The 25,717-nt window shown below is 68.4% G+C and carries 22 protein-coding genes; 11 read left to right on the top strand and 11 right to left on the bottom strand.

Annotated elements, in window-relative coordinates; translation table 11 throughout:
- Positions 1–47 precede the first annotated feature (47 nt).
- Positions 48–737: a DUF2155 domain-containing protein gene (locus V5F48_RS11935; RefSeq protein ID WP_394258893.1), complete on the top strand. Its 690-nt coding sequence runs from the start codon at positions 48–50 to the stop codon at positions 735–737.
- Here the strand turns inward: V5F48_RS11935 and aat are convergent.
- Positions 674–1,345, bottom strand: a complete 672-nt coding sequence (gene aat, locus V5F48_RS11940; RefSeq protein ID WP_394107745.1) for a leucyl/phenylalanyl-tRNA--protein transferase — start codon at positions 1,343–1,345, stop codon at positions 674–676. The genes V5F48_RS11935 and aat overlap by 64 nt on opposite strands.
- A gap of 61 nt (positions 1,346–1,406) precedes the next feature.
- Positions 1,407–2,588, bottom strand: coding sequence for a pyridoxal phosphate-dependent aminotransferase (locus tag V5F48_RS11945; RefSeq protein ID WP_394258894.1), 1,182 nt, complete (start codon positions 2,586–2,588; stop codon positions 1,407–1,409).
- Between the two features lie 377 nt (positions 2,589–2,965).
- Here V5F48_RS11945 and V5F48_RS11950 point away from each other — a divergent pair, with 377 nt between their 5' ends.
- The 5 genes from V5F48_RS11950 to accC all read left to right on the top strand — a co-directional run bounded on the left by V5F48_RS11950 (position 2,966) and on the right by accC (position 8,031).
- Positions 2,966–4,414: a M48 family metalloprotease gene (locus tag V5F48_RS11950; RefSeq protein ID WP_394258895.1), complete on the top strand. Its 1,449-nt coding sequence runs from the start codon at positions 2,966–2,968 to the stop codon at positions 4,412–4,414.
- Positions 4,415–4,440: 26 nt separating this feature from the next.
- On the top strand, positions 4,441–5,241 hold the full coding sequence (locus tag V5F48_RS11955; protein ID WP_394258896.1) for a DsbA family protein: 801 nt from the start codon (positions 4,441–4,443) through the stop codon (positions 5,239–5,241).
- A 165-nt stretch (positions 5,242–5,406) separates the two neighbouring features.
- The gene (gene aroQ, locus V5F48_RS11960) at positions 5,407–5,847 is read left to right on the top strand and encodes a type II 3-dehydroquinate dehydratase (protein WP_394107741.1); all 441 of its coding nucleotides are present in this window, start codon (positions 5,407–5,409) and stop codon (positions 5,845–5,847) included.
- A gap of 161 nt (positions 5,848–6,008) precedes the next feature.
- The gene (gene accB, locus V5F48_RS11965) at positions 6,009–6,482 is read left to right on the top strand and encodes an acetyl-CoA carboxylase biotin carboxyl carrier protein (protein ID WP_394107740.1); all 474 of its coding nucleotides are present in this window, start codon (positions 6,009–6,011) and stop codon (positions 6,480–6,482) included.
- A gap of 190 nt (positions 6,483–6,672) precedes the next feature.
- Entirely contained in the window at positions 6,673–8,031 is a 1,359-nt protein-coding gene (accC, locus tag V5F48_RS11970) for an acetyl-CoA carboxylase biotin carboxylase subunit (protein WP_394258897.1), read from the top strand.
- Between the two features lie 38 nt (positions 8,032–8,069).
- Here accC and ku (V5F48_RS11975) read toward each other — a convergent pair whose 3' ends face one another.
- From ku (V5F48_RS11975) to V5F48_RS11985, 3 genes are all read right to left on the bottom strand, one after another.
- A complete protein-coding gene (gene ku, locus V5F48_RS11975) occupies positions 8,070–8,876 on the bottom strand; it encodes a non-homologous end joining protein Ku (protein ID WP_394258898.1) in 807 nt (268 codons plus the stop codon).
- Positions 8,877–8,919: 43 nt separating this feature from the next.
- Positions 8,920–9,108 carry a DUF3008 family protein gene (locus V5F48_RS11980; RefSeq protein WP_394107737.1) on the bottom strand — a complete coding sequence of 63 codons (189 nt, stop codon included), beginning with the start codon at positions 9,106–9,108 and terminating at the stop codon, positions 8,920–8,922.
- Positions 9,109–9,194: 86 nt separating this feature from the next.
- Positions 9,195–9,422, bottom strand: coding sequence for a DUF2934 domain-containing protein (locus V5F48_RS11985; RefSeq protein ID WP_394258899.1), 228 nt, complete (start codon positions 9,420–9,422; stop codon positions 9,195–9,197).
- A gap of 133 nt (positions 9,423–9,555) precedes the next feature.
- Here V5F48_RS11985 and amaB point away from each other — a divergent pair, with 133 nt between their 5' ends.
- Complete coding sequence (amaB, locus tag V5F48_RS11990) at positions 9,556–11,124, top strand: L-piperidine-6-carboxylate dehydrogenase (RefSeq protein WP_394258900.1); 1,569 nt, start codon at positions 9,556–9,558, stop codon at positions 11,122–11,124.
- A 14-nt stretch (positions 11,125–11,138) separates the two neighbouring features.
- On the opposite strand, the gene ligD is transcribed toward amaB, so the two are convergent.
- From ligD to V5F48_RS12005, 3 genes are all read right to left on the bottom strand, one after another.
- Complete coding sequence (gene ligD, locus V5F48_RS11995; RefSeq protein ID WP_394258901.1) at positions 11,139–13,658, bottom strand: DNA ligase D; 2,520 nt, start codon at positions 13,656–13,658, stop codon at positions 11,139–11,141.
- A gap of 11 nt (positions 13,659–13,669) precedes the next feature.
- Entirely contained in the window at positions 13,670–14,620 is a 951-nt protein-coding gene (ku, locus tag V5F48_RS12000; protein WP_394258902.1) for a non-homologous end joining protein Ku, read from the bottom strand.
- Between the two features lie 107 nt (positions 14,621–14,727).
- Positions 14,728–14,997 (bottom strand): hypothetical protein, encoded by a 270-nt coding sequence (locus V5F48_RS12005; protein ID WP_394258903.1) that lies wholly within the window; start codon positions 14,995–14,997, stop codon positions 14,728–14,730.
- A 146-nt stretch (positions 14,998–15,143) separates the two neighbouring features.
- On the opposite strand from V5F48_RS12005, the gene lhpI reads away from it, so the two are divergent.
- Positions 15,144–16,091 (top strand): bifunctional Delta(1)-pyrroline-2-carboxylate/Delta(1)-piperideine-2-carboxylate reductase, encoded by a 948-nt coding sequence (lhpI, locus tag V5F48_RS12010; protein WP_394258904.1) that lies wholly within the window; start codon positions 15,144–15,146, stop codon positions 16,089–16,091.
- A 46-nt stretch (positions 16,092–16,137) separates the two neighbouring features.
- Here lhpI and V5F48_RS12015 read toward each other — a convergent pair whose 3' ends face one another.
- Positions 16,138–16,674, bottom strand: coding sequence for a glutathione peroxidase (locus tag V5F48_RS12015; protein WP_394258905.1), 537 nt, complete (start codon positions 16,672–16,674; stop codon positions 16,138–16,140).
- A 294-nt stretch (positions 16,675–16,968) separates the two neighbouring features.
- On the bottom strand, positions 16,969–18,876 hold the full coding sequence (locus tag V5F48_RS12020; protein ID WP_394258906.1) for a sigma-54-dependent Fis family transcriptional regulator: 1,908 nt from the start codon (positions 18,874–18,876) through the stop codon (positions 16,969–16,971).
- A 435-nt stretch (positions 18,877–19,311) separates the two neighbouring features.
- On the opposite strand from V5F48_RS12020, the gene V5F48_RS12025 reads away from it, so the two are divergent.
- The 3 genes from V5F48_RS12025 to V5F48_RS12035 all read left to right on the top strand — a co-directional run bounded on the left by V5F48_RS12025 (position 19,312) and on the right by V5F48_RS12035 (position 24,713).
- Positions 19,312–21,465, top strand: a complete 2,154-nt coding sequence (locus V5F48_RS12025) for a hydantoinase/oxoprolinase family protein (RefSeq protein WP_394107728.1) — start codon at positions 19,312–19,314, stop codon at positions 21,463–21,465.
- Between the two features lie 242 nt (positions 21,466–21,707).
- Positions 21,708–24,038, top strand: a complete 2,331-nt coding sequence (locus V5F48_RS12030) for a hydantoinase B/oxoprolinase family protein (RefSeq protein ID WP_394258907.1) — start codon at positions 21,708–21,710, stop codon at positions 24,036–24,038.
- 168 nt (positions 24,039–24,206) lie between these two features.
- A complete protein-coding gene (locus V5F48_RS12035) occupies positions 24,207–24,713 on the top strand; it encodes an acetone carboxylase subunit gamma (RefSeq protein ID WP_394258908.1) in 507 nt (168 codons plus the stop codon).
- A gap of 61 nt (positions 24,714–24,774) precedes the next feature.
- On the opposite strand, the gene V5F48_RS12040 is transcribed toward V5F48_RS12035, so the two are convergent.
- A complete protein-coding gene (locus V5F48_RS12040; RefSeq protein WP_394258909.1) occupies positions 24,775–25,656 on the bottom strand; it encodes a protein-methionine-sulfoxide reductase heme-binding subunit MsrQ in 882 nt (293 codons plus the stop codon).
- Positions 25,657–25,717 lie beyond the last annotated feature (61 nt).

Here is a 25,717-nt window from a genome sequence, read left to right on the forward strand (position 1 = left end):
TGGCGGATGCCCGCCGCCTTCAGATTTTGTTACGGGTTGATGTCCTGATGCGCCTTTACCGTACCGTGCCGCTTCTCGCCGCGGCGCTTCTCGCCGGCACGGCATCCGCGGCACTGGCGCAGGTGCAGTATCAGCGTCCGGGCCAGATCGAATCCGCGCCTTTGCCGCCGCCCGGCACAATTCCGGCGCCGCCGGGCACCATTCCGGCTCCCCGTCAGGTTGCACCCTCCGCCGCTCCGGCGCCCCGGCCGGTGGCGCCCGGCGCGGTCCAGCGCGGCCCGGCGCCAACCTTGCCCCCTTCTGCCTTGCCCCCCGGTACCCAGCCGGCTCCCGGCGCGACGCCAACGCCCGCCCCGGGCTCGGATGCGGGCGGCGATGTGGTGGTGGTGCAGCCGCCGACGCAGAAATTCGCCAACGCCTATGCGGTCTATGCCGGCCTCGACAAGATCACCGGCCGCATCACCTCATTCGACGTGGCCATCGGCGAGACGGCCCAGTTCGGCGCGCTCCAGGTGACGCCGCGGGTGTGCTACACGCGGCCGGCCACCGAGACACAGAACACCACCTCCTTCACCGAGGTGAACGAGGTGACGCTACAGGGACAAGCCAAGCGCATCTTCACCGGGTGGATGTTCGCCGCCAGCCCCGGCCTCCACGCGGTGGAGCACCCCATCTATGACGTGTGGCTGATCGGCTGCAAAGCCTCGGCCCCGGTCACGGCCCGCGGCCAGCAATAGAAGTCCGCCTCGCCCTGGAGGGCGTGATCGAGCAGGCGGTGGTAGTGCCGCCGCGACACCTCGATGGCGCCGAAGGTCTTCAGGTGGCTGGTGACGAACTGGGTGTCCAGCAGCCGGAAGCCGCCGGCGATGAGCCGCCCCACCAGATGCACCAGGGCCACCTTGGAGGCGTCGGTCTCGCGGTGGAACATGCTCTCGCCGAAGAAGGCGCCCCCGAGCCGCACCCCGTAGAGCCCGCCCACCAGTTTGCCGTCGCGCCAGGCTTCCACCGTGTGGCAGCGCCCGCGCAGGAACAACTCCCCGTAAAGCTTGCGGATGCGTTCGTTGATCCAGGTCTTCTCGCGGCCGTCCTGCGGCTCCGAGCAACCGTCGATGACGGCGTCGAAATCGTGATCGATGCGCACCTCGAACTTGTCGGAGCGCACGGTGCGGGCGAGGCGGGAGGAAATGTGGAAGCCGTCCAATGGGATGATGCCGCGTTGCTCCGGCTCGATCCAGTAGAGGCCGGGATCCTCGGCGCTCTCTGCCATGGGAAAGATGCCGCAGGCATAGGCCTTCAGCAGCACATCGGGGGTGATCTCGACGATCTGGTCGCTCAGCCGGCTCATGGGGAACAAGAATAGCAGGAAATGGCGCGGCCGTAATTGGCGCGGCTGTGTGGCACCCGCCTCACCCCCGCTTCAGGAAGTCGCCGATCCGCGCCACCGCTTCCGCCATATCGGGGGCCGCGCCCGCGTAGGAGATGCGCAGGAACTGGTGGCCGTGGAAGGGGTCGAAATCCACGCCTGGGGTCGTCGCCACATGCACCGCGTCCAGCATGCGGCGGGCGAAGGCGGCGCTGTCGTCGGTGAAATCGGACACGTCAGCATAGAGATAGAAGGCGCCGTCCGCCGGCAGGAAGCGCTTCAGCCCCACCTGGGGCAGGCCCTCGGTCAGGATGCGCCGGTTCTCCACATAGGTCGCCTTGACCCCGTCCATCTCGGCGCGGCCCTCGAAGGCGGCGTCGGCGGCGATCTGGGAGAGGGTGGGCACGGAGATGGAGAGGTTCTGCTGCAGCCGCTCCATGGTCCGCGAGACGCCGGGCGGAACCACCATCCAGCCCACCCGCCAGCCGGTCATGCAGAAATATTTGGAGAAGGAATTGATGACGGTGACATCATCGCCGATCTCCACCGCGCTCACCGCCGGGAAGGCATAATCGAGCCCGTGGTAGATCTCGTCGGAGATGAAGGCGAGGTTCAGGTCGCGGGCGCAGGCGTGGAGCGCGGTCAGGGCGGCGCGGTCCATCATGGTGCCAGTGGGGTTGGCGGGGCTCGCCACCAGCACGCCCTTGAGCGGCGCGGCGCGATGGGCCTCCAGCAGTCGCTCGGGGGTGAGGGCGTGGCGGTCTTCCGCGCGGGTCTCGATCAGCACCGGCTCGCAGCCGAGGGCATGGAGCACGTGGCGGTAGGGCGGATAGCCGGGCGCGGCGATGGCCACCCGGTCGCCGGGCTCGAACAGGGCCAGGAAGGCGAGCACGAAGCCGCCGGACGACCCATGGGTCACCACGATGCGCTCGGGGTCCACCGCCACGCCATGGGCTTCGCCATAGTGGCGGGCGATGCGGGCCCGCAGGGCCGGAATGCCGAGGGCGGCGGTATAGCCCACCTGTCCCGCTTCCAGCGCCGCCGCCGCCGCGCGCCGGGCCACGGCGGGGGCAGGGGCGGCCGGCTGGCCCACTTCCAGATGGATGACGTGGCCGCCGCCGGCTTCGATGCGGGCGGCGTGCTCCATCACGTCCATGACGATGAACGGCTCCACCGCGCTGCGGCGGGAGAGGGCGATGGGGCGGGGAAGGGGCGCTGTGGCCATGCTGCGATTTCCAGCCTGTTTCGTGCACGGACGGGCATCGACGCGGCGGAACGCCCGCGCTGCCGTGCTGCCGCCTTATTCTGACTGTCCCTGAGACGGGTTCGCCTCAACGTGAAGACCGGCGCCTTGACCATGGGTCCGGCGGGCACCAGTGTCCGGCCGTCTCGTAGCCTGCGCCGTCGCGGTCGCCAAGGGTACGATGAGTTGGTGCGATGCGCTGGTGCGATGCGTTGGTGCGACGAGCGGGTGCGATGGGTGGGCCGCGTGGAACGAATGCGTCGAGGTCGGCGCCGCCCGGAACCTGGATGATGCGCCGTCCCCATCATGGATCGGCGCGGACCAGAGTGATCAAGGAAACGGATCGAAGCCGAGCGACAATGCCCATGCCTTCTTCATCGCCGTCTATTCTCACGGCTCTCCGCGCAGCCGGCCGGGCCCTTGCCCTGGCCTTTGCCCGCGGCCTGTGCCTTGTGGCCGCCGTGGCGCTGCCGGTCGTGGCGGTGGCGCAGGAGCAGGCCCGCAAGGGGCCGAGCACCATTCGCGACACCGAGATCGAGGCCCTGCTGAGGGATTATACCCGCCCCATCCTTAAGTCGGCGGGCCTCGGCCAGCAGAATGTCGAGGTGGTGCTGATCTCGGAACGCTCGTTCAACGCCTTTGTTGCCGACGGCAAGCGCATCTTCGTCAACACCGGCGCGCTGGTGGATTCGACCACGCCCAACCAGATCATCGGCGTGCTGGCCCATGAGACCGGCCATATCGCCGGCGGCCATCTTGCCCGCATGCGCGAGCAACTGGCGGGCGCCCAGACCATGGCCATCGTCGCCATGCTGATGGCGGCGGGCGGCATGGCGGCGGGCGCCGCGGGCGGCATGAACGGGCGTGACCTTGGCAATGTGGGCGGCGCGGCCATGTCGGCGCCGCAGGAACTGATCCGCCGCTCGCTCCTCAACTACCAGCGGGGCGAGGAGGCGGCGGCCGACCGGTCTGCGGTGAAGTATCTGGATGCCACTCACCAGTCGGCCAAGGGCATGCTGGAGACCTTCCAGCGCTTCCAGAACGACCAGCTCTTCATCAGCCAGCGGGTGGATCCCTATTCCCTGAGCCATCCCATGGCGCGCGAGCGCATCGCCGCGCTGGAGCAGCTCGCCAAGGCCAGCCCCTATTACGAGACCAAGGACCCGCCGGCGCTCCAGGCCCGCCACGACATGATGCGGGCCAAGCTCATCGGCTTCATGGAACGGCCGGAGACGGTGGCGCGGCGCTATCCGGCCTCCGACAGCTCCATGGCAGCGCAATATGCGCGGGCGATCTCGGCCTACCGCTTCGGCAATGTGAATGGCTCCGTTGCCCAGATCGATGCGCTCATCGCCCGCGATCCGTCCAATCCCTACTTCTACGAACTGAAGGGTCAGGCCCTGCTGGAGGCCGGGCGGGCCGCCGAATCGGTTCCCCCGCTGCGCAAGGCGGTGGCCATGACCGGCGGCGCCCCGCTCATCCGCTCCATGCTGGGGCAGGCGCTGGTGCAGGCGGGTAATCCCTCCTACACCCAGGAGGCGATTCGCGAGCTGGTGCAGGCCACCCAGCGCGATCCCAATTCCGCCTCCGCCTGGCGGTCGCTTTCCCTGGCCTATGGCCGCTCCGGCGACCTCGCCAACGCCGACCTTGCCGCCGCCCAGAGCAGTTTCGCCGAGGGTGAGTTCAAGCTGGGGCGGGAGCTTGCCGCCCGCGCCCGCCAACGTTTTCCGCAGGGTTCGCCGGGCTGGCTGCAGGCCGACGACCTGGTGAACTTCAAACCGCCCAAAAGCGCCGCCAACCAGCGGTGACACCCTTTCACCCCATGGAGATCCGAATGCCCCCCCATATGGGCTCGCCCACCACCAGCCTTCGGCGCCTCGCCCCCCGGCTCTTCACGCTGGCGCTGGCCGCCGTCTCGGCTGTCGTCCTGGTCGCGCGCCCGGCGGCTGCGTTCACCGACAGCGAGAAGAAGGAGCTTGGCGGCATCATCCGCGAGTATCTGATCCAGAATCCGGAGGTGCTGCAGGAGGCCATCTCGGTCCTCGAATCCCGCCAGATGGTTCAGGACGCCAGCCAGCGCAGCAAGGCCGTGGGCGAGGTGCGCCAGCTTCTCGTGAACAGCCCGCGCGGCATTGTGGCGGGCAATCCCAAGGGGGATGTCACCCTGGTGGAGTTCTTCGACTACAATTGCGGCTATTGCAAAAAGGCGCTCTCCGACCTCCAGGACCTCATCAAGCAGGATCCCAACCTGCGCGTGGTGCTGAAGGAATTCCCGGTGCTGGGCCAGGGCTCCGTGGAAGCCGCCCAGGTGGCAGTGGCGGTGCGCATGGTGGCGCCCGAGAAGTACATGGCCTTCCATCAGGCCCTGCTCAATGGCCGTGGCCAGGCGGACCGGGCCAAGGCGCTGGCGGCGGCGAAGGAAGTGGGCATCGATACCGCCCTGATCCAGAAGCAGGCCACCTCGCCCGAGCTGAACGCCACCCTCGACGAGAGCATGAAGATGGCCGAAGCTTTGGCGCTGAACGGCACGCCGTCCTACGTCATCGGCGACCAGGTGGTGATCGGCGCGGTGGGCTTCGACAAGCTGAAGGCCGCCATCGCCGAGGCGCGCAAGCACCCGCCGGCCGCGAAGTAGCATCCGAGCGCCGGGGCCGTCGGCTCCGGCAGTCCCTTTGGCCATGAGCGGGCGCGCATTCACAGGAGCGTGCGCCCGCCGCGCGGCCTGCTCTTTCCTTGCGGGCCGCGCACCCCTATAAGGCTGCGACCCGGCCAAATGGAGCCGGCGGCAGATCTGTCACGGATGTCCGATACCGTCCACGTCCTGAACGGGCCGAACCTGAACCTCCTCGGCACCCGCGAGCCCGGCATCTACGGCGCGGCGACGCTTGCCGACGTGGAGGCGCTTTGCCGTGCCGAAGGCGCGGCGCTCGGCTTTGAAATCCTCTTCCGCCAGACAAATTCGGAAGGCGCGCTGGTGGATTTCATCCAGGCGGCGCGCGGCGCGCGGGGCATCGTGCTGAACGCCGCTGCTTACACCCACACGTCCGTGGCGTTGCGTGACGCCGTGGCGGCGGTGGGGGTGCCAACCATAGAGGTGCATCTGTCGAACGTGTTCGCGCGGGAAGCGTTCCGCCACCACTCCTTTCTGTCGCCGGTGGTGCGCGGCGTGATCTGCGGTTTCGGGCCGCAGAGTTACGTGCTGGGGCTTCGCGCCCTCGCCAGCCTGCCGCGCGCCCCGTGACGCATCATTCACATGCGCCCCCGTAACATGCGCCCAATTCACACGCGCCCAAATCACACGCGCCCAAATCACACGCGCCCAAGTCAAACGCGCCCAAGTCAAACACGCCTTCGTGCGGCCCGATCCGGCCAGCAGATCCGGCCGGCAAGAGCAGGAACAAGATGAAGCCCAATCACCCCCCCATCGACACCGCCATCGTCAAGGAGATCGCCGATCTCCTCTCGGGCAGCGACCTGACCGAGATCGAGGTGGAGCACGAGGGCCTGCGCATCCGCGTGGTGCGCGCCCCTGCGCCCGTCACCTACGCCCAGGCTCCCTATGGGGCGCCCGTGGCGGCCCCGCTGGCCGCAGGACCCGCGGCCGCCGTCGCCGAGGCCGCCCCGGCCGATCTCTCCAAGCACCCGGGCGTGGTTCCCTCGCCCATGGTCGGCACCGCCTATCTGTCCCCCGAGCCCGGCGCTGCCGCTTTCATCGAGCTGGGCGCGAGCGTGAAGGAAGGCCAGACGGTGCTGATCATCGAGGCCATGAAGACCATGAACGCCATCCCGGCCCCGCGCTCGGGCACGGTGACGCGCATCCTGGTGGGCAATGCCCAGCCCGTGGAATACGGCGAGCCGTTGCTCATCATCGAATGAACGGGCTCTCCAAAGCGTTTTCAAGCGAAGTGGGTACCGGTTCGCGTGATGAAAACGCGTTAGCGCAGACCAAAGCGTTTTCAAGCGAAGTGGGCACCGGTTCGCGTGACGAAAACGCGTTAACGCAGAAACTTGGAGCAGGGCCGCTACGCTTCGAAGCGCGCATCTGCTTTAGAGGCAGGCACCGCTGATGTTCAGAAAAATCCTCATCGCCAACCGCGGCGAGATCGCGCTGCGCATCCTGCGCGCCTGCAAGGAGCTGGGCATTGCGACGGTCGCGGTCCACTCCACCGCCGACGCCGACGCCATGCATGTGCGCCTCGCCGACGAGAGCGTGTGCATCGGCCCGCCGGCCGCCCGCGAGAGCTACCTCAACATCCCCTCTTTGCTCGCCGCCTGCGAGATCACGGGGGCGGATGCGGTGCATCCCGGCTACGGCTTTCTGGCCGAGAATGCCCGGTTCGCCGAGATCCTCGCCGATCACAACATCTATTTCATCGGCCCCAAGGCGGAGCATATCCGCATCATGGGCGACAAGATCGAGGCCAAGAAGACGGCCCAGTCCCTCGGTATCCCGGTGGTGCCGGGCTCCGATGGCGGCATCCATTCGGACGAGGAGGCCCACCGCGTCGCGCAGGAGATCGGCTTCCCGGTGCTGGTGAAGGCCGCCGCCGGCGGCGGCGGGCGCGGCATGAAGGTGGCGATGACCAGGGAGGACCTCTCCGAGGCCCTCTCCACCGCTCGCAACGAGGCCAAGGCGGCCTTCGGCGACGATGCGGTCTATCTGGAGAAGTATCTCTCCACCCCGCGCCACATCGAGGTGCAGGTGCTGGGCGACGGCAAGGGCCACGCCATTCATCTCGGCGAGCGCGACTGCTCGCTCCAGCGCCGCCACCAGAAGGTGTGGGAGGAGGCGCCGTCCCCGGTGATCACCGCCGCCCAGCGGGCGCAGATCGGCGAGACCTGCGCCAAGGCCATGCGCGACCTCGCCTATCTCGGCGTGGGGACCATCGAGTTCCTGTACGAGAACGGGGAGTTCTATTTCATCGAGATGAACACCCGCATCCAGGTGGAGCATCCGGTGACCGAGATGGTCACCGGCATCGACCTGATCAACGAGCAGATCCGGGTGGCCGCCGGCGAGCCCCTGACCCTCACCCAGAATGACGTGGTGATCGAGGGTCACGCCATCGAATGCCGGGTGAATGCGGAGCACCCCACCACCTTCCGGCCCTCGCCGGGCAGGATCACCCACTATCACGTGCCCGGCGGCCTCGGCATCCGCGTGGATTCCAATGCCTACCAGGGCTACGTGATCCCGCCCACCTATGACAGCCTGGTGGGCAAGCTGATCGTGCACGGCAAGACGCGGGACGAATGCCTGCGCCGGCTGCGCCGCGCGCTGGACGAGTTCGTGGTGGACGGCATCGACACCACCCTGCCGCTGTTCCGCACCCTGGTGCGCACCCGCGACATCGCCGAGGGCAAGTACGACATCCACTGGCTGGAGCACTTCCTGGCCGAGGGCGAGGGCAAGAAGGCCGGCTGAGGCGGGCCTGCCGAAACCATAAGGCGCCTCCGGGCGCCTTATTTCTTGCGCCCTGCGCCGCCCTTTCCGGCCGCAAGGCTGCGCTTCAGGGCGTCCATGATATCGATGACATTGCCCGGCGGGGCCTCGGCCGGCGCCGCCTTGGGCTTGCGAGCGGGGCGCTTGCGGACCTTGGCGGCGATCAGGTCGAGCAGGCCCTGCTGCACCGGGTCCTCCACCATATCGGGGGACCAGTCCCGGGTGCGCTCGGCGATCAGCTTCTTCACCAGGGCCAGCGCCGCCTTGTCCGGCTGGCCATCGGCCTGCGGCGCGCCGTCGAACGTACGGACCTCGTCACCGTAGCGCAGGGTCCACAGGACGAGGCCGCGTCCGCGCGGCTCGATCATCACCGCGCGCTCGCGCCGGTAGAGCACGAGGCGGGCGAGGGCAGCGGTGCCACTCTGCGCCATGGCGGAGCGGATGACGGCGAAGGCTTCCGCCCCCACCGTGTCGTCCGGAACGAGATAATGGGGCTTGTCGAGATAGGCCCAGCCGATGCCGTCGCGCGGCACGAAGCGGTCGATATCGATGGTGCGGGCGCTGTCCAGGGCGATCTGGTCGAGCTCCTCGTCTTCGATGAGGAGATAGGTGTCGTCGCCGGTCTGGTAGCCGCGGGCTTCGTCTGCCTCATCCACCGGCTTGCCGGTGGCCTCGTCCACATAGTGCGCCACCACGCGGTTGCCGGTCTCCCGGTTGAGGGTATGGAAGCGCACTTTCTCCCGCTCCGTGGTGGCCGGGGTCATGGCCACGCGGCAGGTGACGAGGGAGAGCTTCAGCCAGCCCTTCCAGAACGCGCGCTGTGCCATGGCTGCGAGTTGGCTCCCGAGTTGGTTCCCAGACTGGCTTCTCTCAATCGCGGGAGACGTGCTCGGGCTTGCCCTTGCGCCTAGTGGAGGCAAGCTCGGACAATTCCTTCTCCGTCATGGTTTTCACCATCTCCCGCGAGGCGCCCTTCAGCTCGCTCGTCTTGCGTTCGCCGCGCTTGGCTGCCAGGGCCGCGCCCGCAGCCATCTGCTGGGCCTTGGATTTTGCCGGCATCAGTGTCTCCTTGTGAAAGCGGCATCAGTCCGTGACCGAGCCGAACGGGTCGGTTCAGGCACCGTTCAAGCCGGAATGCCGATCCTTCACCGGCCATCCCGGAGAGCCGTGCGGCTCTTCAGCACCTGAAGCTCCGCCTGTGCCCACAGCTCGCGGTCGCGGCCCTGGGGGCAGCCTTCCTCCTGCCAGAGGGCGCGGGCGCGGCGGCCGATTTGCTCACGCTCGGTGGCAGTCAGGCCCTGCGCTGCGGCGTCTGGGGCAGCGGCAGAGGGATGGGCAGGGGGCTCGGGCTTGGGTGCGCTGGTGTGGGGCATGTGGTCCTCCAGGGGTCTGGATTTCAGGCACGCGGCGGCGTGCCCTGCGCCAGACCAACGACCTGCGTCGCGGCCGGTTCCCGGTCGTGGCCGCCGCGGCTACAAGGGAATGAATCACAAGGAGGAGACGGTAATGGCGAGCTTCCCCCGCACCGGCGAGATCGCGGCCGAGGTCAAGGCGGTCCTGGAGCGGCTGGGGGTTTCGCAGGAGCGCCTGTCGGGCCCGAACGCCGCGCATTCGCCCCTCACCGGCGAGGTGGTGGCCTATTGGGGTGCTCTCACGGGCGCTGCAGCCGACCGCGCCGACGCCGATGCCGGCGCCGATCCGGTGGAGGCCGCCATCGGCCAGGCACATGCCGCCTCCCTGCACTGGCGCAGCGTGCCGGCGCCGCGCCGGGGCGAACTGGTGCGCCTGCTGGGTGAGGAATTGCGCGCCGCCAAGGCCGACCTTGCCGCCCTGGTGACGCTGGAGGCGGGCAAGATCACCTCCGAGGGCGCCGGGGAGGTGCAGGAGATGATCGACATCTGCGATTTTGCCACCGGCCTGTCGCGCCAGCTCCACGGCCTCACCATCGCCACCGAGCGGCCCGACCATCGCATGATGGAGACCTGGCACCCCATGGGGGTCGTGGGCGTCATCTCCGCCTTCAACTTCCCGGTGGCGGTGTGGTCGTGGAATGCGGCGCTGGCCCTGGTCTGCGGCAATGCGGTGGTGTGGAAGCCATCGGAGAAGACCCCGCTGACCGCGCTGGCGGTGGACGCCATCTTCGCCCGCGCCGCCGCCCGCTTCGGCGGCGTGCCGGAGGGGCTCGCAACCCTCCTGCTCGGCGGGCGCGACGCCGGCGAGGCGCTGGTGGACGACCCCCGCGTGAGGGTGGTCTCGGCCACCGGTTCCACCGCCATGGGCCGGGCGGTGGCACCCCGCATCGCGCGGCGGTTCGGCCGGGCCATCCTGGAGCTGGGCGGCAACAATGCCGCCATCGTCTGCCCCTCCGCCGATCTGGACCTGACCTTGCGGGCGGTGGCCTTCGCTGCCATGGGCACGGCCGGCCAGCGCTGCACCAGCCTGCGCCGCCTGTTCGTGCACGAGAACGTCCATGACGCGCTCGTGCCTCGGCTTCATCAGGCCTATGGCTCGGTGCCGGTGGGCGATCCGCGGGCGGCGGGCACGCTGGTGGGGCCGCTCATCGATGAAGACGCCTACACCGCCATGCAGTCGGCCCTGGAGGATGCCCGCGCGGCCGGCGGTGTCGTTACCGGCGGCGAGCGCCTGGGCGCGGAAGACGCGCTCGACGCCTATTATGTGCGCCCCGCTCTGGTGGAGATGCCGTTCCAGGCCGATTGCGTGGCTGTGGAGACCTTCGCGCCCATCCTCTATGTGATGCGCTATGCCAATCTCGACGAGGCGATCGCGCTCCAGAACGCGGTGCCGCAGGGCCTCGCCTCCTCCATCTTCACCACCGACCTGCGCGAGGCGGAGCGCTTCCTGTCCGCCACCGGCTCGGATTGCGGCATCGCCAACGTGAATATCGGCCCCTCCGGCGCGGAGATCGGCGGCGCCTTCGGCGGCGAGAAGGAGACCGGCGGCGGGCGCGAGGCCGGCTCCGACAGCTGGAAGGCCTATATGCGGCGCGCCACCAACACCATCAATTACGGCTCGACCCTGCCGCTCGCCCAGGGCGTGACGTTCGACGTGGGGTGACCCTTGACCGATGCTCACCCCTTGGGCAGCGGCACTGCCGCCTTGCGAAAGTCGCCCCAGGGGTCGTGCGCCAGATGCGCGAGCCGGGTGGGCGCGTTCAAGGCGGTGAAGTGTTGCGGGCCGATCTGCGGCGTCAACTCGTCCCATGACAGGGGCATGGAGACCGCCGCCCCCGGCCGCGCCCGGGTGGAATAGGGCGCCACGGCGGTGGCGCCGCGCTGGTTGCGCAGATAGTCGATGAGGATGCGCCCCTTGCGCTTCGCCTTGGCGATGGTCGCCACATAAAGCTCGGGGCTGTCGGCGGCCATGGCCTGCGCCATCTCCTTGGTGAAGGCCTTCAGCACTGTCCAGTCCGCCTCGGGCTTGAGCGGCGCGCAGACATGCAGGCCCTTGCCGCCGGAGGTCTTCACGAAGGCGGCGAGCCCCACGGCGTTCAGCCGCGCGCGGACCTCTTGGGCGCAGGCGATCACATCCGGCCAGATGACGCCCTCGCCGGGGTCGAGGTCCATGATCAGCGTATCGGGCCGCTCCCAGTCGGCCACGGTCGCGCCGAAGGGATGGATTTCCAGTGCCGCGCCCTGCACCAGGGCGGTGAGCCCATCGAGGTCGCGGATGGCGAGATAGGGCGCTTCGCCCGTCTCCTGCGGGTCCGGGACCTGCAGGATGTTGCGGTCAAGCCCCTTCCACGGGTGCTTCTGGAAGAAGTGGGGGCCGTCGATGCCCTCGGGACAGCGCAGCAGCGCGAGGGGACGTCCGGCCACGAAGGGGGCCATGTGCCGCCAGACCTCGGCGTAATAATCGGCCAGCCCCTCCTTGGTCAGGCCCACGTCCGGCCAGTAGACCCGATCGGGATGGGTGAGGCGCACGCGTCGTGCCGGCGGCGGCTCCGGGTCGGCAGTCGCGGCGGGCGCTTCGCGCACCACGTCGGCGGCCGGCTTGTCGTCGCGCAGGCCCCGGAAGGACGCGTGGCGCAGATGGCCGTCACCGGTCCAGGCGCGGAACTCCACCTCCGCCACATGCTTCGGCGTGACGAAGACCACGCCGCGCGCCGCCTCGGCCTTCAGCGGGCCAGCGAACGGATTTTTCTCAACCGCGTCGGGCGCGAGCAGCGCATGAAGCTCGGCCGCCATCTTGTGGGTGAAGCCGGTGCCGACGCGCCCCAACGGAACAAGCCCGCCCGCCTCGAACACCCCCAGCACCAGCGAGCCGATGGCCCGGCGCGCCGTGGTGGACGGCACGAAGCCGCCGATGACGAATTCCTGCCGCTCCGAGCACTTGGACTTGATCCAGTCGCGCGAGCGGCCGGAGTGGTAGGGCGCATCCCCGAGCTTGGAGACGACGCCTTCCAGGCTGAGGCGGCAGGCATGTTCCAGCACCAACGCGCCGTCATCCTCGAAATGGGCGCTGAAGCGCAGCCGCCCGTCCTCCTTGGGAATGATCCTCTCCAGCAGCGCCTTGCGGGCGAGCAGCGGCGCGCCGCGCAGATCGTGGCCGTTCAAATGGAGAAGGTCGAAGGCGAAATACGTGAAGCGGTCGGTGCGCCCTTCGCTGAGATCCGCCTGGAGGGCGGAGAAATCGGAGGCGCCGTTGCCGCCCTCCACCACAATCTCGCCGTCGACGAGCGCGTCGGCGACGGGCAGGCGGGCGAGGGCGGCGACAAGCTTCGGGCCGAAGCGGTCGGTCCAGTCGAGGCCGGTGCGGGTCAATAGGCGGACCTTTCCGCCGTCGATCCGCGCCTCCATGCGGTAGCCGTCGAACTTGATCTCGTGGACATAGCGCCGCCCCGCCGGCGGACGCGATGAAAGGGTTGCGAGGGCAGGGGGAATGAAGTCGGGCAATGGCGCGGTCTTCGCCCCCTTGGGCATGGGCAGGTCGGAGGAGGGGGCCGGGCGCGGCGCCGGAGTGGTCTTCCTGGCCGCACCGTTGCGGGCCGTTGCCGCCTTGCGTCGGGGCGCGTCGCCGGAGGAGAGGTCGCCCACGTCGGGGCCGGAGACGACGGAGTTGGGCTCTTCCTTGAGGATGTCGGGGGCGCCCGCGGGCCGGGCGGCAGCGTCCTCGGCCTTGATGAGCAGCCAGTTGTCCCTCTTCTCGCCCTTGCGGTCGGCCATGCGCACCAGATGCCAGCGGCCCGTCAACTTGTCCCCGTGGAGGGTGAATTCCAGGTGGCCCTTGGCATAGCCGACATGGGGATCGCCCACGGGCGTCCAGGTGCCACGATCCCAGATGATGACGCTGCCGCCGCCATACTGGCCTTTCGGGATGGTGCCCTCGAAGGATCCATAGTCGAGGGGATGGTCCTCCACATGCACCGCCAGCCGCTTCTCGCCGGCGACAAGGCTCGGCCCGCGGGTGACGGCCCAGCTTTTCAGCACACCGTCCATCGCCAGCCGGAAATCATAATGCAGCCGTCGCGCCGCGTGCTTCTGGATCACGAACACGCCTTCCGGCGCCTTCGCGGAGCGGCCCTTGCGGCCTTCAGGCTCGGGCGTGGTCGTGAAATTCCGCTTGGCGCGGTAGAGGTCGAGTTCGGCCATGGAGCGCCTCCTCAGCCCGCCTTGCGTGGAGCGGCCGGCTTCTTCGCCGCACCCGTCTTTGCCGCAGTCTTCTTCGCTGAAGCCTTGCGGCCGGCGGGTTTCATCTTGCCATCATTTCCATCATTTCCATCATTTCCATCATTTCCATCATTTCCATCATTTCCACCCTTGCCGTCCTTGACCCCTTCACCTGCGCTGGCACGCAGAGCCTCCAGCAGGTCCACGACCTTTTCTTCGCGGCGCGGGGCGGCCTTGGGCAAGGGCTTGCCCTCCATCTTCGCCCGCACCAGCTCGGCGAGGGCGCTCTCGTAGCGGTCGTCGAAGGCGGCCGGATCGAAGGCGCCGGCCCTGGAGCGGATGATATGGGTGGCGAGGTCCAGCATATCGCCCGTCACTTTCACGTCGGGAACGTCGGCGAAGGCCTCCTCGGCCGGGCGCACCTCGTAATCGAAGCTCAGGGTGTCGGCGATCAGCGCGCCGCCTTCCGTGTCCGGCCGGATCAGCAGCTTGCGCACGCGGCGGAACAGCACCGCCTCGCCCAGGGCCGCCACTTTGGCGGCGGCCATGCCGGCGGCGATCAGGGCGAAGGCCTCGGCGCTCGGCTTGTCCACCGGCGCAAGGAAATAGGGGCGGTCGAGATAGACGGTATCGATGTCGGCGCAGGGCACGAAGGCGGTGATGGCGATGGTCTTGTCGCTCTCCGGCACCACGGCCGCGACCTCGTCCGCTTCCAGCGTGACGTAGTCGCCCTTGGCCACCTCGTAGCCCTTCACCTGGTCGTCAGGCTCCACCGGGCGCCCGGTCTCCTCGTCCACCAACTGGCGGCGCAGGCGGTGGCCGCTCTTGCGGCTGACCATGTGCAGCGCGATGCGCTCGGCGGTCGACGCCGCGGCATGGAGCGCGACGCCGCAGCTCACGGCGCCAATGGTCAGGAAGCCTTTCCAGCTTGCACGCGGCGCCATGGGTCGACCTCGTTGTCACCCTCGTTGTCACTTCGATCCGGCTCCATTCGCCGATGGCATACCCGCACGGCGCGGCAGGCAAGCATAGTCTTCACGATGGACAGTCTTCAGGCCTGGACCATGCGATACGCATAGCATTCGGCGAGGAGGCGGGCCTCGGCCCGCGAGCCGGACCGGATGGGCTCCGCATTCGAGCCGATCAGGCTGAAGAACCAGCGCCCGTCGCGGCAGTCGAGGCGGACGAGAGTCGTTCCGTTGCACCCGAGCAGCTCGACACCGTCTTCTGCCGTGCTCCATTCGAGCAATGGGTCGTCATGCCGGTCCGCCTGAAAGATTTCGCCCTCATGGGGCAAGAAGCGGGGAAAGAAACGCCTCACGCTTTGGATCGTCGGGTGCTCGTATTGCATGGTGGATCTCCTGTTACAGATCCAAGTGGCAGCGGACCCAATTGGTTCCCGCGCCCGTTGCGGGCACAGGCGCCCCATGCTCTACGGTCTGGCAAAAGCGCAGGCGGGAGGAAGCCATGGTTCGGGTGTATGAGGCGGCGGAGGTGGAGGCGGCGCTGGGCTATGAGCGGCTGGTGCCGGCCCTTGGCGCGGCCTTCGCGGAGGCGCGGGTGGAGGCGCCGGTGCGCCAGTCCTACGAGGTAGGGCAGGCGGGCGCTCCGGCCCATCTCCTCGCCATGCCGGCGTGGCGCCGGGGCGCGGCGCTGGGGGTGAAGATCGTCAACATCTTTCCCGCCAATGCGGCGCGGAACATGGGCTCGGTGCACGGCCTCTATGTCCTGTTCGATGGCTCAACCGGGGTGCCGAAGGCGATTCTGGACGCCGAGGCCCTCACCAACCGGCGCACCGCCGCCACCTCCGCGCTCGCGTCCTCCTTCCTGTCGCGCATGGACAGCGAGACGCTGACCGTGGTGGGCACCGGCCATCTCGCCTTCCACCTTGCCCAGGGCCATTGCTTCGTGCGGCCCATCGGCCGGGTGCTGGTGTGGGGCCGCTCGCTGGCGCGGGCGCAGGACATGGCCGCGCGGCTGAAGGCGCTGGGGCTTCCCGCCGAGCCGGCGGAAGACCTGTCGGCGGCGGTGCGGGCGGCGGATATCGTCACCTGCGCCACCACCTCGGTGGAGCCGCTGGTGCTGGGGCGGGACGTGAGGCCCGGCACCCATGTGGACCTGGTGGGCGCCTTCACCCCGACCATGCGCGAGAGCGACGACGATCTGGTGGCCAACAGCGCCGTTTATGTGGACACCTATGGCGGCGCGCTGGCGGAAGCCGGCGACCTGCTCCAGCCCGTGGCCTCGGGGCGCTGGTCGAAGGATCTGGTGCGGGCGGACCTCCACGAATTGTGCGCCGGCCTGAAGGAGGGGCGAACGGAAGGGCAGAGCGTGACGCTCTTCAAGTCCGTGGGCGCGGCGCTGGAGGATCTGGTGGCGGCGGAACTGGTGGCGACCGAACCGGTGGCCGACTGAGGCGGCGGATGCCCTCCCCCCTAGCGGGGAGGGCATCGCGCGGATGTCAGGCTTTCGCTTCGAGCGCGGCGTCGAGCGCCTGGATGAGCCGGGGGTCGTCCGGCGTCACCCGCGGCGAGAAGCGGGCGATGACATGCCCGTCGCGCCCCACCACGAACTTCTCGAAGTTCCACGAGACGTCGGAGGGGGAAGCGCTGCGGCCGGACGGGCGCCGGCCTTCCTCGTCCGTGGTCTCTGGCCGGGCGGCCACCAGCGCGTCGTAAAGCGGATGGCGGGTGGCGCCCACCACCGAGATCTTCTCGAACATGGGGAAGGTGACGCCATAGGTCAGGCTGCAGAAGCTGGCGATCTCGCTTTCGGTGCCGGGCTCCTGGGCGCCGAAATCATTGGCCGGGAAGCCGAGGATTTCGAGCCCGTCGCCGTGGCGCGCCGCATACAGCTTTTCGAGCGCCGCATATTGCGGGGTGAGCCCGCATTTGGAGGCCACGTTGACCACGAGGAGAACCTTGCCCCCGAAATCGCCGAGGGTCGCCGGGGTGCCGTCGATGCGTTTCAGGGGGATGTCGAACAGTGCCTGGGGCATAAGATCCTGCCGGGATGAGTTACGTCGGCGCGCAGGCTAGCACGGTGCCCGGACCGCGCCGAGGAGGCGCGCAGCCGCGCCCCCGCCGGGGGCGAATGGTTTCTCAGTTTGAAAATCTGCCGCACCGACGGGGCGCACCGAGGGCAGGGAGGGGGCTGCCGGTGCGTTTCCGAGGAACCGCCGGTTCCATTTGGTACGGCTCTGCCCCCTCCCCAACCCTCCCCCGCAAGCGGGAGAGGGGGCAAGACCGCGCATTGTCTCGAACTGAGGCGCCCCCCGGAAACTCGGTCAGGCTCAGCGCTCCAGCGCGGAGAGGCGCATGTAGAGGGTGGAGCGGGCGATGCCGAGGCGGCGGGCGGCGCGGGAGAGGTTGCCGCCGCAGGCATCCACCGCCGCGCGGATCGCCGCTTCCTCCACCGCCTTGAGGTCGGTGGCCCGTGCCGTCTCGAGGGTTTCCTCGCGGATCTCCTGCGGCAGGTCGGCGATGTCGATCACCGCGCCGTCGCCGCCACCCGCCCCGCCACCCGTGCCGCCCATGGCCACCAGCATGTCCACCACATTGCGCAGCTCGCGCACATTGCCGGGCCAGGCATAGGCCATGAGCGCCGCATGGGCGGCCGGCGAGAAGCGGGGCGGGGGCAGCCCGGCGCGGGCAGCGGCGGCGCGGCCGAAATGATCGAGCAGCAACGCCACATCCTCGCCCCGCTCGCGCAACGGCGGGATGCGCAGGCGAAGCGCCGCGATGCGATAGAACAGGTCCTTGCGGAAGCGCCCCGCCGCCACCTCGCCGGAGAGGTCGCGGTTGGTCATGGAGACGAGCCGCAGATTGACCCGCCGCCCATTATGCCCGCCGACGCGGTAGACGACGCCATCCTCCAGCACCCGCAGCAGGTAGGATTGCAGTTCCAGCGGCATCTCGCCGATCTCGTCGAGGCAGAGCAGGCCGCCGTCCGCCGCCTCCACCTTGCCCTGCTTGCCGGAGGCGTCGGCGCCGGTGAAGGCGCCCTTCTCGTAGCCGAACAGCTCGCTGGCGATGAGGTCCCGCGGCAGGCCGCCGCAATTAAGCGGCACGAACGGGCCGCAGGGCGCGCGCCCGCCATGGATGGCGCGGGCGAACACCTCCTTGCCCACCCCGGTCTCGCCTTCCAGCAGGATGGGAAGGCCGCTCTCGGCCATGCGCCGGGCCTTCTCCCGCACCTCGCGCATCACCGGGCTGTCGCCCACGATGGCCTCGAAGGGCAGGGCCTCCAGCTCCCGCGCCGCCTCGCGCATCACCGGGCGGGACTTGCGGGGAGCGTGCAGCACCACCACGCCGCCGATCTCCTCGCCGTCCTCGCGCACGATCTCCACGCTGGCGCCCGGCAGCAGCGCCGCGACGCGCTCGGCCCAGGCCGCCGGGGCGACATCGTTGAGGGCTTCCAGCCGGCCATCGGCGATGAAGCGGTGGTTGCGGCGGGCCACCTCTTTCAGGGCCTTGTCGGTGGAATAGATGAGGGCGCCGGAGCGTCCGAAGGCGAGAATTTCCTCCGACAGCCAGAGCGAGCGCTTGGAGAGGAAGTGCCGCAGCACCTGCTCGTGCTCCATCTCCATGCGCCGGCCCAGCACCGCCTCGATCTGCTGGGCGAGAGCCACCGCATGGGCGAGGTTCTGCGGGTTGAAGGTGTCGGTGGAGCCGGAGACATCCACCGCGCCGATCACCGCGCCATGGCCGGGATGGCGCACCGGGGCGGCGGCGCAGGTCCAGCGCTGCACGCTGGCGCAGAAATGCTCGGCGGCGTGGATCTGCACCGGCCGTCCGGAGGCGAGCGCGGTGCCGATGGCGTTGGTGCCGATCTGCGCTTCGCACCACAGGCCGCCGCGCTGGAGCTTCACTTCCTGGCCGGTATCCACCGCTCGCGCGTCGCCCTCGGTTTCGAGGATCGTGCCCTCGGTATCGGTGAGGATGAGCATGGAGCGCGCGTCGGAGAGCAGATGGCGCGCCTCGTCCATGGCCGGGCGGGCGGCGGCGATGAGGCGCATGTTCTGCTGCCGGCGGCGATGCAGCTCCGCCTCGCTCACAAGGGGGGCTTCGGAGAGGTTCGCCGTGATGGCGTGCTGGCGCGAGCGCTGCCAGGAGGCCAGCACCGCGGGGCGGACGTTGGGTGAGGCGATGCCGTCCTGGTGAAACGCCTCCCAGGCACGGGCAATCTCGCGATATGGCACCAGCTCTGCCCTCCGGGCCGGGCGGCGCGGCGTTCCCGAAAGGCGCCGCCTAAGCCGTTGGCCAGCGTGCGCGTCCGCTCGGCTGATGGGCCGGCGCCGCGCCCGATGGCGGGTTCACTCCCTTTCATGCCGCATTCTATCCGCCGGTTGTTCACCGTCGGCGGCGGCTTTGGTCGGCAAGATAAGCGCAAGTTCGTGCCATCGGCAAGGCCCGCGCGGGGTGCCGTCCCAGTCGTTCGGGATTGTTGCCCGCGCTCCGGACAACAAGTGTCCGGAAACCGGACAGTCGAATTCTTCCATATTACATGATGCATTGCACAATATTCAGGTGAGCGCGTCATTTTCTACAGTCGAACGCCTCTGGCACGCATCCTGCCACTCCCATGGCGAGCCGGCACCGAAAAGTGAGGCCGGCACCAAAGGGAGGACAAAGGCGTGAACGTTCCCGTGGGACACCTGCGCAACGTCCAGGTGCTCGGCATCGATGCCGGCGGCACCATGACGGATACCTTTTTCGTGGACCAGGATGGCGACTTTGTCGTCGGCAAGGCCCAGTCCACGCCCCAGAACGAGGCCCTCGGCCTCATCGCCTCCTCTGAAGACGGGCTCGCCAACTGGGGCATGTCGCTCCACGACGCCCTCGCCCAGCTCCAGACCGGCGTCTATTCCGGCACCGCGATGCTCAATCGCGTGGTCCAGCGCAAGGGGCTGAAATGCGGCCTCATCGTCAATCGCGGCATGGAGGATTTCCACCGCATGGGCCGCGCGGTGCAGAGCCACCTGGGCTACGCCTATGAGGACCGCATCCACCTCAACACCCACCGCTACGACCCGCCGCTGGTGCCGCGCCACCTGACCCGCGGCGTGGTGGAGCGCACCGACATGATGGGCACGCAGGTGATCCCCCTGCGGGAGGACAGCGCCCGCGCCGCCGCCCGCGACCTGATCGCCGCCGATGCGGAAGGCATCGTCATCTCGCTGCTGCATTCCTACAAGAACCCGGTCAACGAGCGCCGCGTGCGCGACATCGTGCTGGAAGAAGTGGCAAAGAGCGGCAAGACCATCCCGGTCTTCGCCTCCGCCGATTACTATCCGGTGCGCAAGGAAACCCATCGCACCAACACCACCATCCTCGAAGGCTATGCGGCCGAGCCCTCGCGGCAGACGCTGTCGAAGATCTCCGATGCCTTCAAGGAGCGCGGCACCAAGTTCGACTTCCGCGTGATGGCGACCCATGGCGGCACCATCTCCTGGAAGGCGAAGGAGCTGGCGCGCACTATCGTCTCCGGCCCCATCGGCGGGGTGATCGGCGCCAAGTATCTGGGCGAAGTGCTGGGCTACAAGAACATCGCCTGCTCGGACATCGGCGGCACCTCGTTCGACGTGGCGCTGATCACGCAAGGCGAGATGACCATCAAGAACGACCCGGACATGGCGCGCCTCGTCCTGTCCCTGCCGCTGGTGGCCATGGATTCGGTGGGCGCCGGCGCCGGCTCCTTCATCCGGCTCGATCCCTATACCCGCGCCATCAAGCTCGGGCCGGATTCGGCCGGCTACCGGGTGGGCGTGTGCTGGAAGGAGAGCGGCATCGAGACCGTGACCATCTCCGACTGCCACATGGTGCTGGGCTATCTCAACCCCGACAACTTCCTCGGCGGGGCGGTGAAGCTCGACCGGCAGCGCTCGGTGGATGCCATCAAGGTGCAGATCGCCGATCCGCTCGGCCTGTCGGTGGAGGATGCCGCCGCCGGCGTCATTGAGCTGCTCGACAGCGACCTGCGCGACTACCTGCGCGCCATGATCTCCGGCAAGGGCTATTCGCCGGCGAGCTTCGTGTGCTTCTCCTATGGCGGTGCGGGGCCGGTGCACACCTATGGCTATACGGAAGGCCTCGGCTTCGAGGATGTGATCGTGCCGGCCTGGGCGGCGGGCTTCTCCGCCTTCGGCTGCGCGGCGGCGGATTTCGAATATCGCTACGACAAGTCCCTCGACATCAATATGCCGACGGAAACCCCCGATGCCGACAAGCTGAAGGCCGCCGCCACCCTCCAGGCGGCGTGGGAGGAACTGACCCACAACGTGCTCGAAGAGTTCAAGCTGAACGGCTATGCGCCGGAGCAGGTGACGCTCCAGCCCGGCTACCGCATGCAGTATCGCGGGCAGCTCAACGATCTGGAGATCGAGAGCCCGCTGGCGCAGGCGCACACCGCGGCGGACTGGGACCAGCTGACCGAGGCCTTCAACGCCACCTATGGCCGGGTTTATGCCGCCTCGGCCCGCTCGCCGGAGCTGGGCTATTCGGTCACCGGCGCCATCATGCGCGGCATGGTGCCGATCCCCAAGCCGAAGATCCCGAAGGAGCCGGAGGAAGGCGAGACCCCGCCGGAAGAGGCCAAGATCGGCACCCGCAAGTTCTATCGCAAGAAGAAGTGGGTGGATGCGCAGCTTTACCGCATGGAATCGCTGCGCCCCGGCAACCGGGTGATGGGTCCCGCCGTGATCGAATCCGACGCCACCACCTTCGTGGTGCCGAACGGCTTCGAGACCTGGCTCGACGGCCACCGCCTGTTCCACCTGCGCGAGGTGTGAGGACGCGACGACGCTCCCTCTCCCGCTTGCGGGGGAGGGGTGGGGAGGGGGCTGGACGGGCAGCAACCACGCCCGCCGGCCTCTCCTGATCCCCGCGCCCTCGTCCCCCTCCCAACCCTCCCCCGCAAGCGGGAGAGGGCCTTGAGCGGCGACGCACGACAACTGCCGGCTTTCAAGATCTCACGTCTCAAGATTGGACTTCCAAGGACGCCAACTCAAAAGAACTCAAAGGAAACGACCCCATGAACGTCACTGTGAACCAGAGCACCCTTGAGGGTGCGGCGCGCGGCATCGTGCGCGGCGGCGAGACGCTGAAAGAACATCGCGACCGCCTCATGACCGCCACCAAGGCCACCGGCCACTATGCCGGCCTGAAGACGATGGAGCTGCGCGCAGCGGAACCCATCCTCTACAACAAGCTGTTCTCGCGCCTGCGGGCCGGCGTGGTGGATGCCCGCGAGACCGCGAAGAAGATCGCCGCCTCCCCCATCGTGGAGCAGGAGGGCGAATTGTGCTTCACCCTCTATAACGCGGCGGGCGACAGCATCCTCACCTCCACCGGCATCATCATCCATGTGGGAACCATGGGCGCGGCCATCAAATACATGATCGAGAACAATTGGGAGGCCAATCCCGGCGTCCATGACAAGGACATCTTCTGCAACAACGATTGCCTCATCGGCAACGTGCACCCGTGCGACATCCACACCATCGTGCCCATCTTCTGGCAGGGTGAACTGATCGGCTGGGTGGGCGGCGTCACCCACGTCATCGATACCGGCTCGGTGGGGCCGGGCTCCATGTCTACGGGGCAGGTGCAGCGCTTCGGCGACGGCTACCAGATCACCTGCCGCAAGGTGGGCGCCAACGACACCCTGTTCCGCGACTGGCTGCACGAGAGCCAGCGCATGGTGCGCACCACCCGCTACTGGATGCTGGATGAGCGCACCCGCATCGCCGGCTGCCACATGATCCGCCGGCTGGTGGAGGAGGTGGTGGCGGAAGAGGGCATCGAGGCCTATTGGAAGTTCGCCTATGAGGCGGTGGAGCATGGCCGGCTCGGCCTTCAGGCCCGCATCAAGGCCATGACCATCCCCGGCACCTACCGGCAGGTGGGCTTCGTGGACGTGCCCTACGCCCACGAGGACGTGCGGGTGCCCTCCGACTTCGCCAAGCTCGACACCATCATGCATGCCCCCTGCGAGATGACCATCCGCCGGGACGGCACGTGGCGGCTGGATTTCGAGGGCGCGAGCCGCTGGGGCTGGCACACCTACAACGCCCATCAGGTGAGCTTCACCTCGGGCATCTGGGTGATGATGACCCAGACCCTCATCCCCTCCGAGATGATCAACGACGGCGCCGCCTACGGCACCGAGTTCCGCCTGCCCAAGGGCACCTGGATGAACCCGGACGACCGCCGCGTCGCCTTCTCCTACAGCTGGCACTTCCTGGTCTCGGCCTGGACGGCGCTGTGGCGCGGCCTGTCGCGCTCCTATTTCGGGCGCGGCTACCTAGAGGAGGTGAACGCCGGCAACGCCAACACCTCCAACTGGCTGCAGGGCGGCGGCTTCAACCAGTATGACGAGATCCACGCCGTGAACTCGTTCGAGTGCGCCGCCAACGGCACCGGGGCCACCGCGGTGCAGGACGGCCTCAGCCATGCCGCCGCCATCTGGAACCCGGAAGGCGACATGGGCGACATGGAGATCTGGGAACTGGCCGAGCCGCTGATCTATCTCGGCCGGCAGATCAAGGCGTCCTCGGGCGGCTCCGGCAAGTATCGCGGCGGCTGCGGCTTCGAGAGCCTGCGCATGGTCTGGAACGCCAAGGACTGGACCATGTTCTTCATGGGCAACGGCCACATCTCTTCCGACTGGGGGCTGATGGGCGGTTATCCGGCGGCCTCCGGCTATCGCTTCGCCGCCCACAAGACCAACCTCAAGGAGCTGATCGCCACCGGCGCCGAGATCCCGCTCGGCGGCGACACCGACCCGGAGAACCCCACCTGGGACGCCATGCTGCCCGACGCCGTCATCAAGCGCGACAAGCAGGCCATCACCACCGAGGAGATGTTCTCCGACTACGACCTCTACCTCAACTACATGCGCGGCGGCCCCGGCTTCGGCGATCCGCTGGACCGCGACCCGCAGGCGGTGGCCGACGACATCAACGGCGGCTATGTGCTGGAGCGCTTCGCCGGCGACGTCTATGGCGTCGTGGTGCGCAAGGGCGAGGGCGGGCAGTGCGTGGTGGACGAGGTCGCCACCTCCACCGCCCGCGCGCAGATCCGCAAGGAGCGCCTGGCCAAGTCGGTGCCGGTCTCCGAATGGATGAAGGGCGAGCGCGAGAAGATCCTCGCCAAGGACGCGGGCACGCAGGTGCGGCAGATGTTCGCCGCCTCCTTCAAGCTCGGCCCGCGCTTCGAGCAGGAGTTCCGCGCCTTCTGGACCCTGCCCGACAGCTGGACCCTGCCGGAGGAAGAGATCGGCGTGCCCACCTACGGCTCGCGCTATTCCATGGACGTCTCCGAACTGCCGGACGTGCACACCGTGCAGTTCGTGGAGGAGTGAGGCGTCCCCGTCGTGCCAGCCGCGTCCCTCCCTCTCCCCTTGCGGGAGAGGGCCGGGGTGAGGGGGCCGCCGCCCATTGTCCCGGTGCGCGGACCCAGCCCCCCTCACCCCCAACCCCTCTCCCGCAAGGGGAGAGGGGAGCAATCCAACAATCAGGAGGAACACCCGATGGCCTATACCCGCTCGAAGATCGTCGATCTCGTGGATGGCAAGATCGATCCCGACACGCTCCACCAGATGCTCTCCACCCCCAAGGACCCGGAGCGGTTCGTGACCTATGTGGAGATTTTGCAGGAACGCATGCCGTGGGACGACAAGATCGTCCTGCCGCTCGGTCCAAAACTCTTCATCGTGCAGCAGAAGGTCTCCAAAAAGTGGACCGTGCGCTGCGAATGCGGCCATGATTTCTGTGACTGGAAGGACAATTGGAAGCTGCACGCCCGCGTCCATGTCCGCGACACGCCGCAGAAGATGGAGGAGATCTATCCCCGCCTCATGGCGCCGACGCCGTCCTGGCAGGTGATCCGCGAGTATTTCTGCCCGGAGTGCGGCACCCTCCACGACGTGGAGGCGCCCACCCCCTGGTATCCGGTGATCCACGATTTCTCGCCGGATATCGAAGGCTTCTACCAGGAGTGGCTCGGCCTGCCCGTGCCGGAGCGGGCCGACGCCTGATCCGATCGGATACAGGCGCAGAAGGGGGCGGGCAGCCGCCCCCTTTTGTGCGGCCGGCCCCTCAGGAGGCCTTGATTCCCGTCCGCGTCGCCGGATTGGGACCCGCCGAAACCGCCCGGCGCCGCCCCCGCGTCGGTGCAGCCTGCCGGCGCTGGGCGGCGAGCAGGGCCAAGGCAAGCCCCGCCCCCAGCACCCACCAGGCCGGGCGCGGGCCGAGATCGAAGGAGAGGTTGGCCTCGGCCACCAGCCACGGGTCCACCCGCGTGGCGAGGCCATACCACAGCACTTCCACCCCCGCCGTCAGCAGCGCGGACAGCACGGCGAGGCCGGCGACGCCCAGCGGCGTCACTTCGCCGGCAAGGCGCACGCCGATGCGATAGGCGAACAGGAAGACGAACAGGCCGGCCATCAGTACCGGCTGGGTCACGTCCAGCTTCGACTGCAGGAAGAAATGGACCGCCCCCAGGATGGCGATGGCGTAGACCGCCATGTGCAGCCGGTTCCACCGCTGCGTTCCGAGCCGCCGGATGGCGCTGTCGAACGAGGTCGCTCCCAGCGCGATGAGCAGCGCCAGCGCCACCGCGCCGATGGTGAGGTAGATGCGCAGCGCGATTTCGCTCAGCGCCCGGCCGGCACCCTGGTCCACGACGAACAGCAGCAGGTGGAAGGCGGCGTAGAACAGCGCCGCAAGGCCGAAGATGCGCCGTCCGAAATAGAGCTTGGGATAGGACAGGAGCTTGCGCAGGGGCGTGATGGCGAGGGTCACGGCGAGGAGGCGGATGGCCCACAGCCCGGTGAAGTGGATGGCCTCGGTCCACGGCCGCGCGCCGAGCATGCCGTTGGCGGCAAGGCCCGCGAGCCAGACCGCAGGCAGCATGGAGGCGACGAGGAACGCCGTCTTCTCGGGGCTGAAGGTGCCGGACCGTTCATGGAAGAGGGGCATGGGGTGTTCGCTCGTGTCCTTCGCTGCGCATGGGAAGCAGGGCCTATGGGGCGGGTCATGC

Origin of the sequence: Xanthobacter autotrophicus ATCC 700552, from assembly GCF_043194565.1 — a bacterium.
Taxonomy (GTDB): domain Bacteria; phylum Pseudomonadota; class Alphaproteobacteria; order Rhizobiales; family Xanthobacteraceae; genus Xanthobacter; species Xanthobacter autotrophicus_F.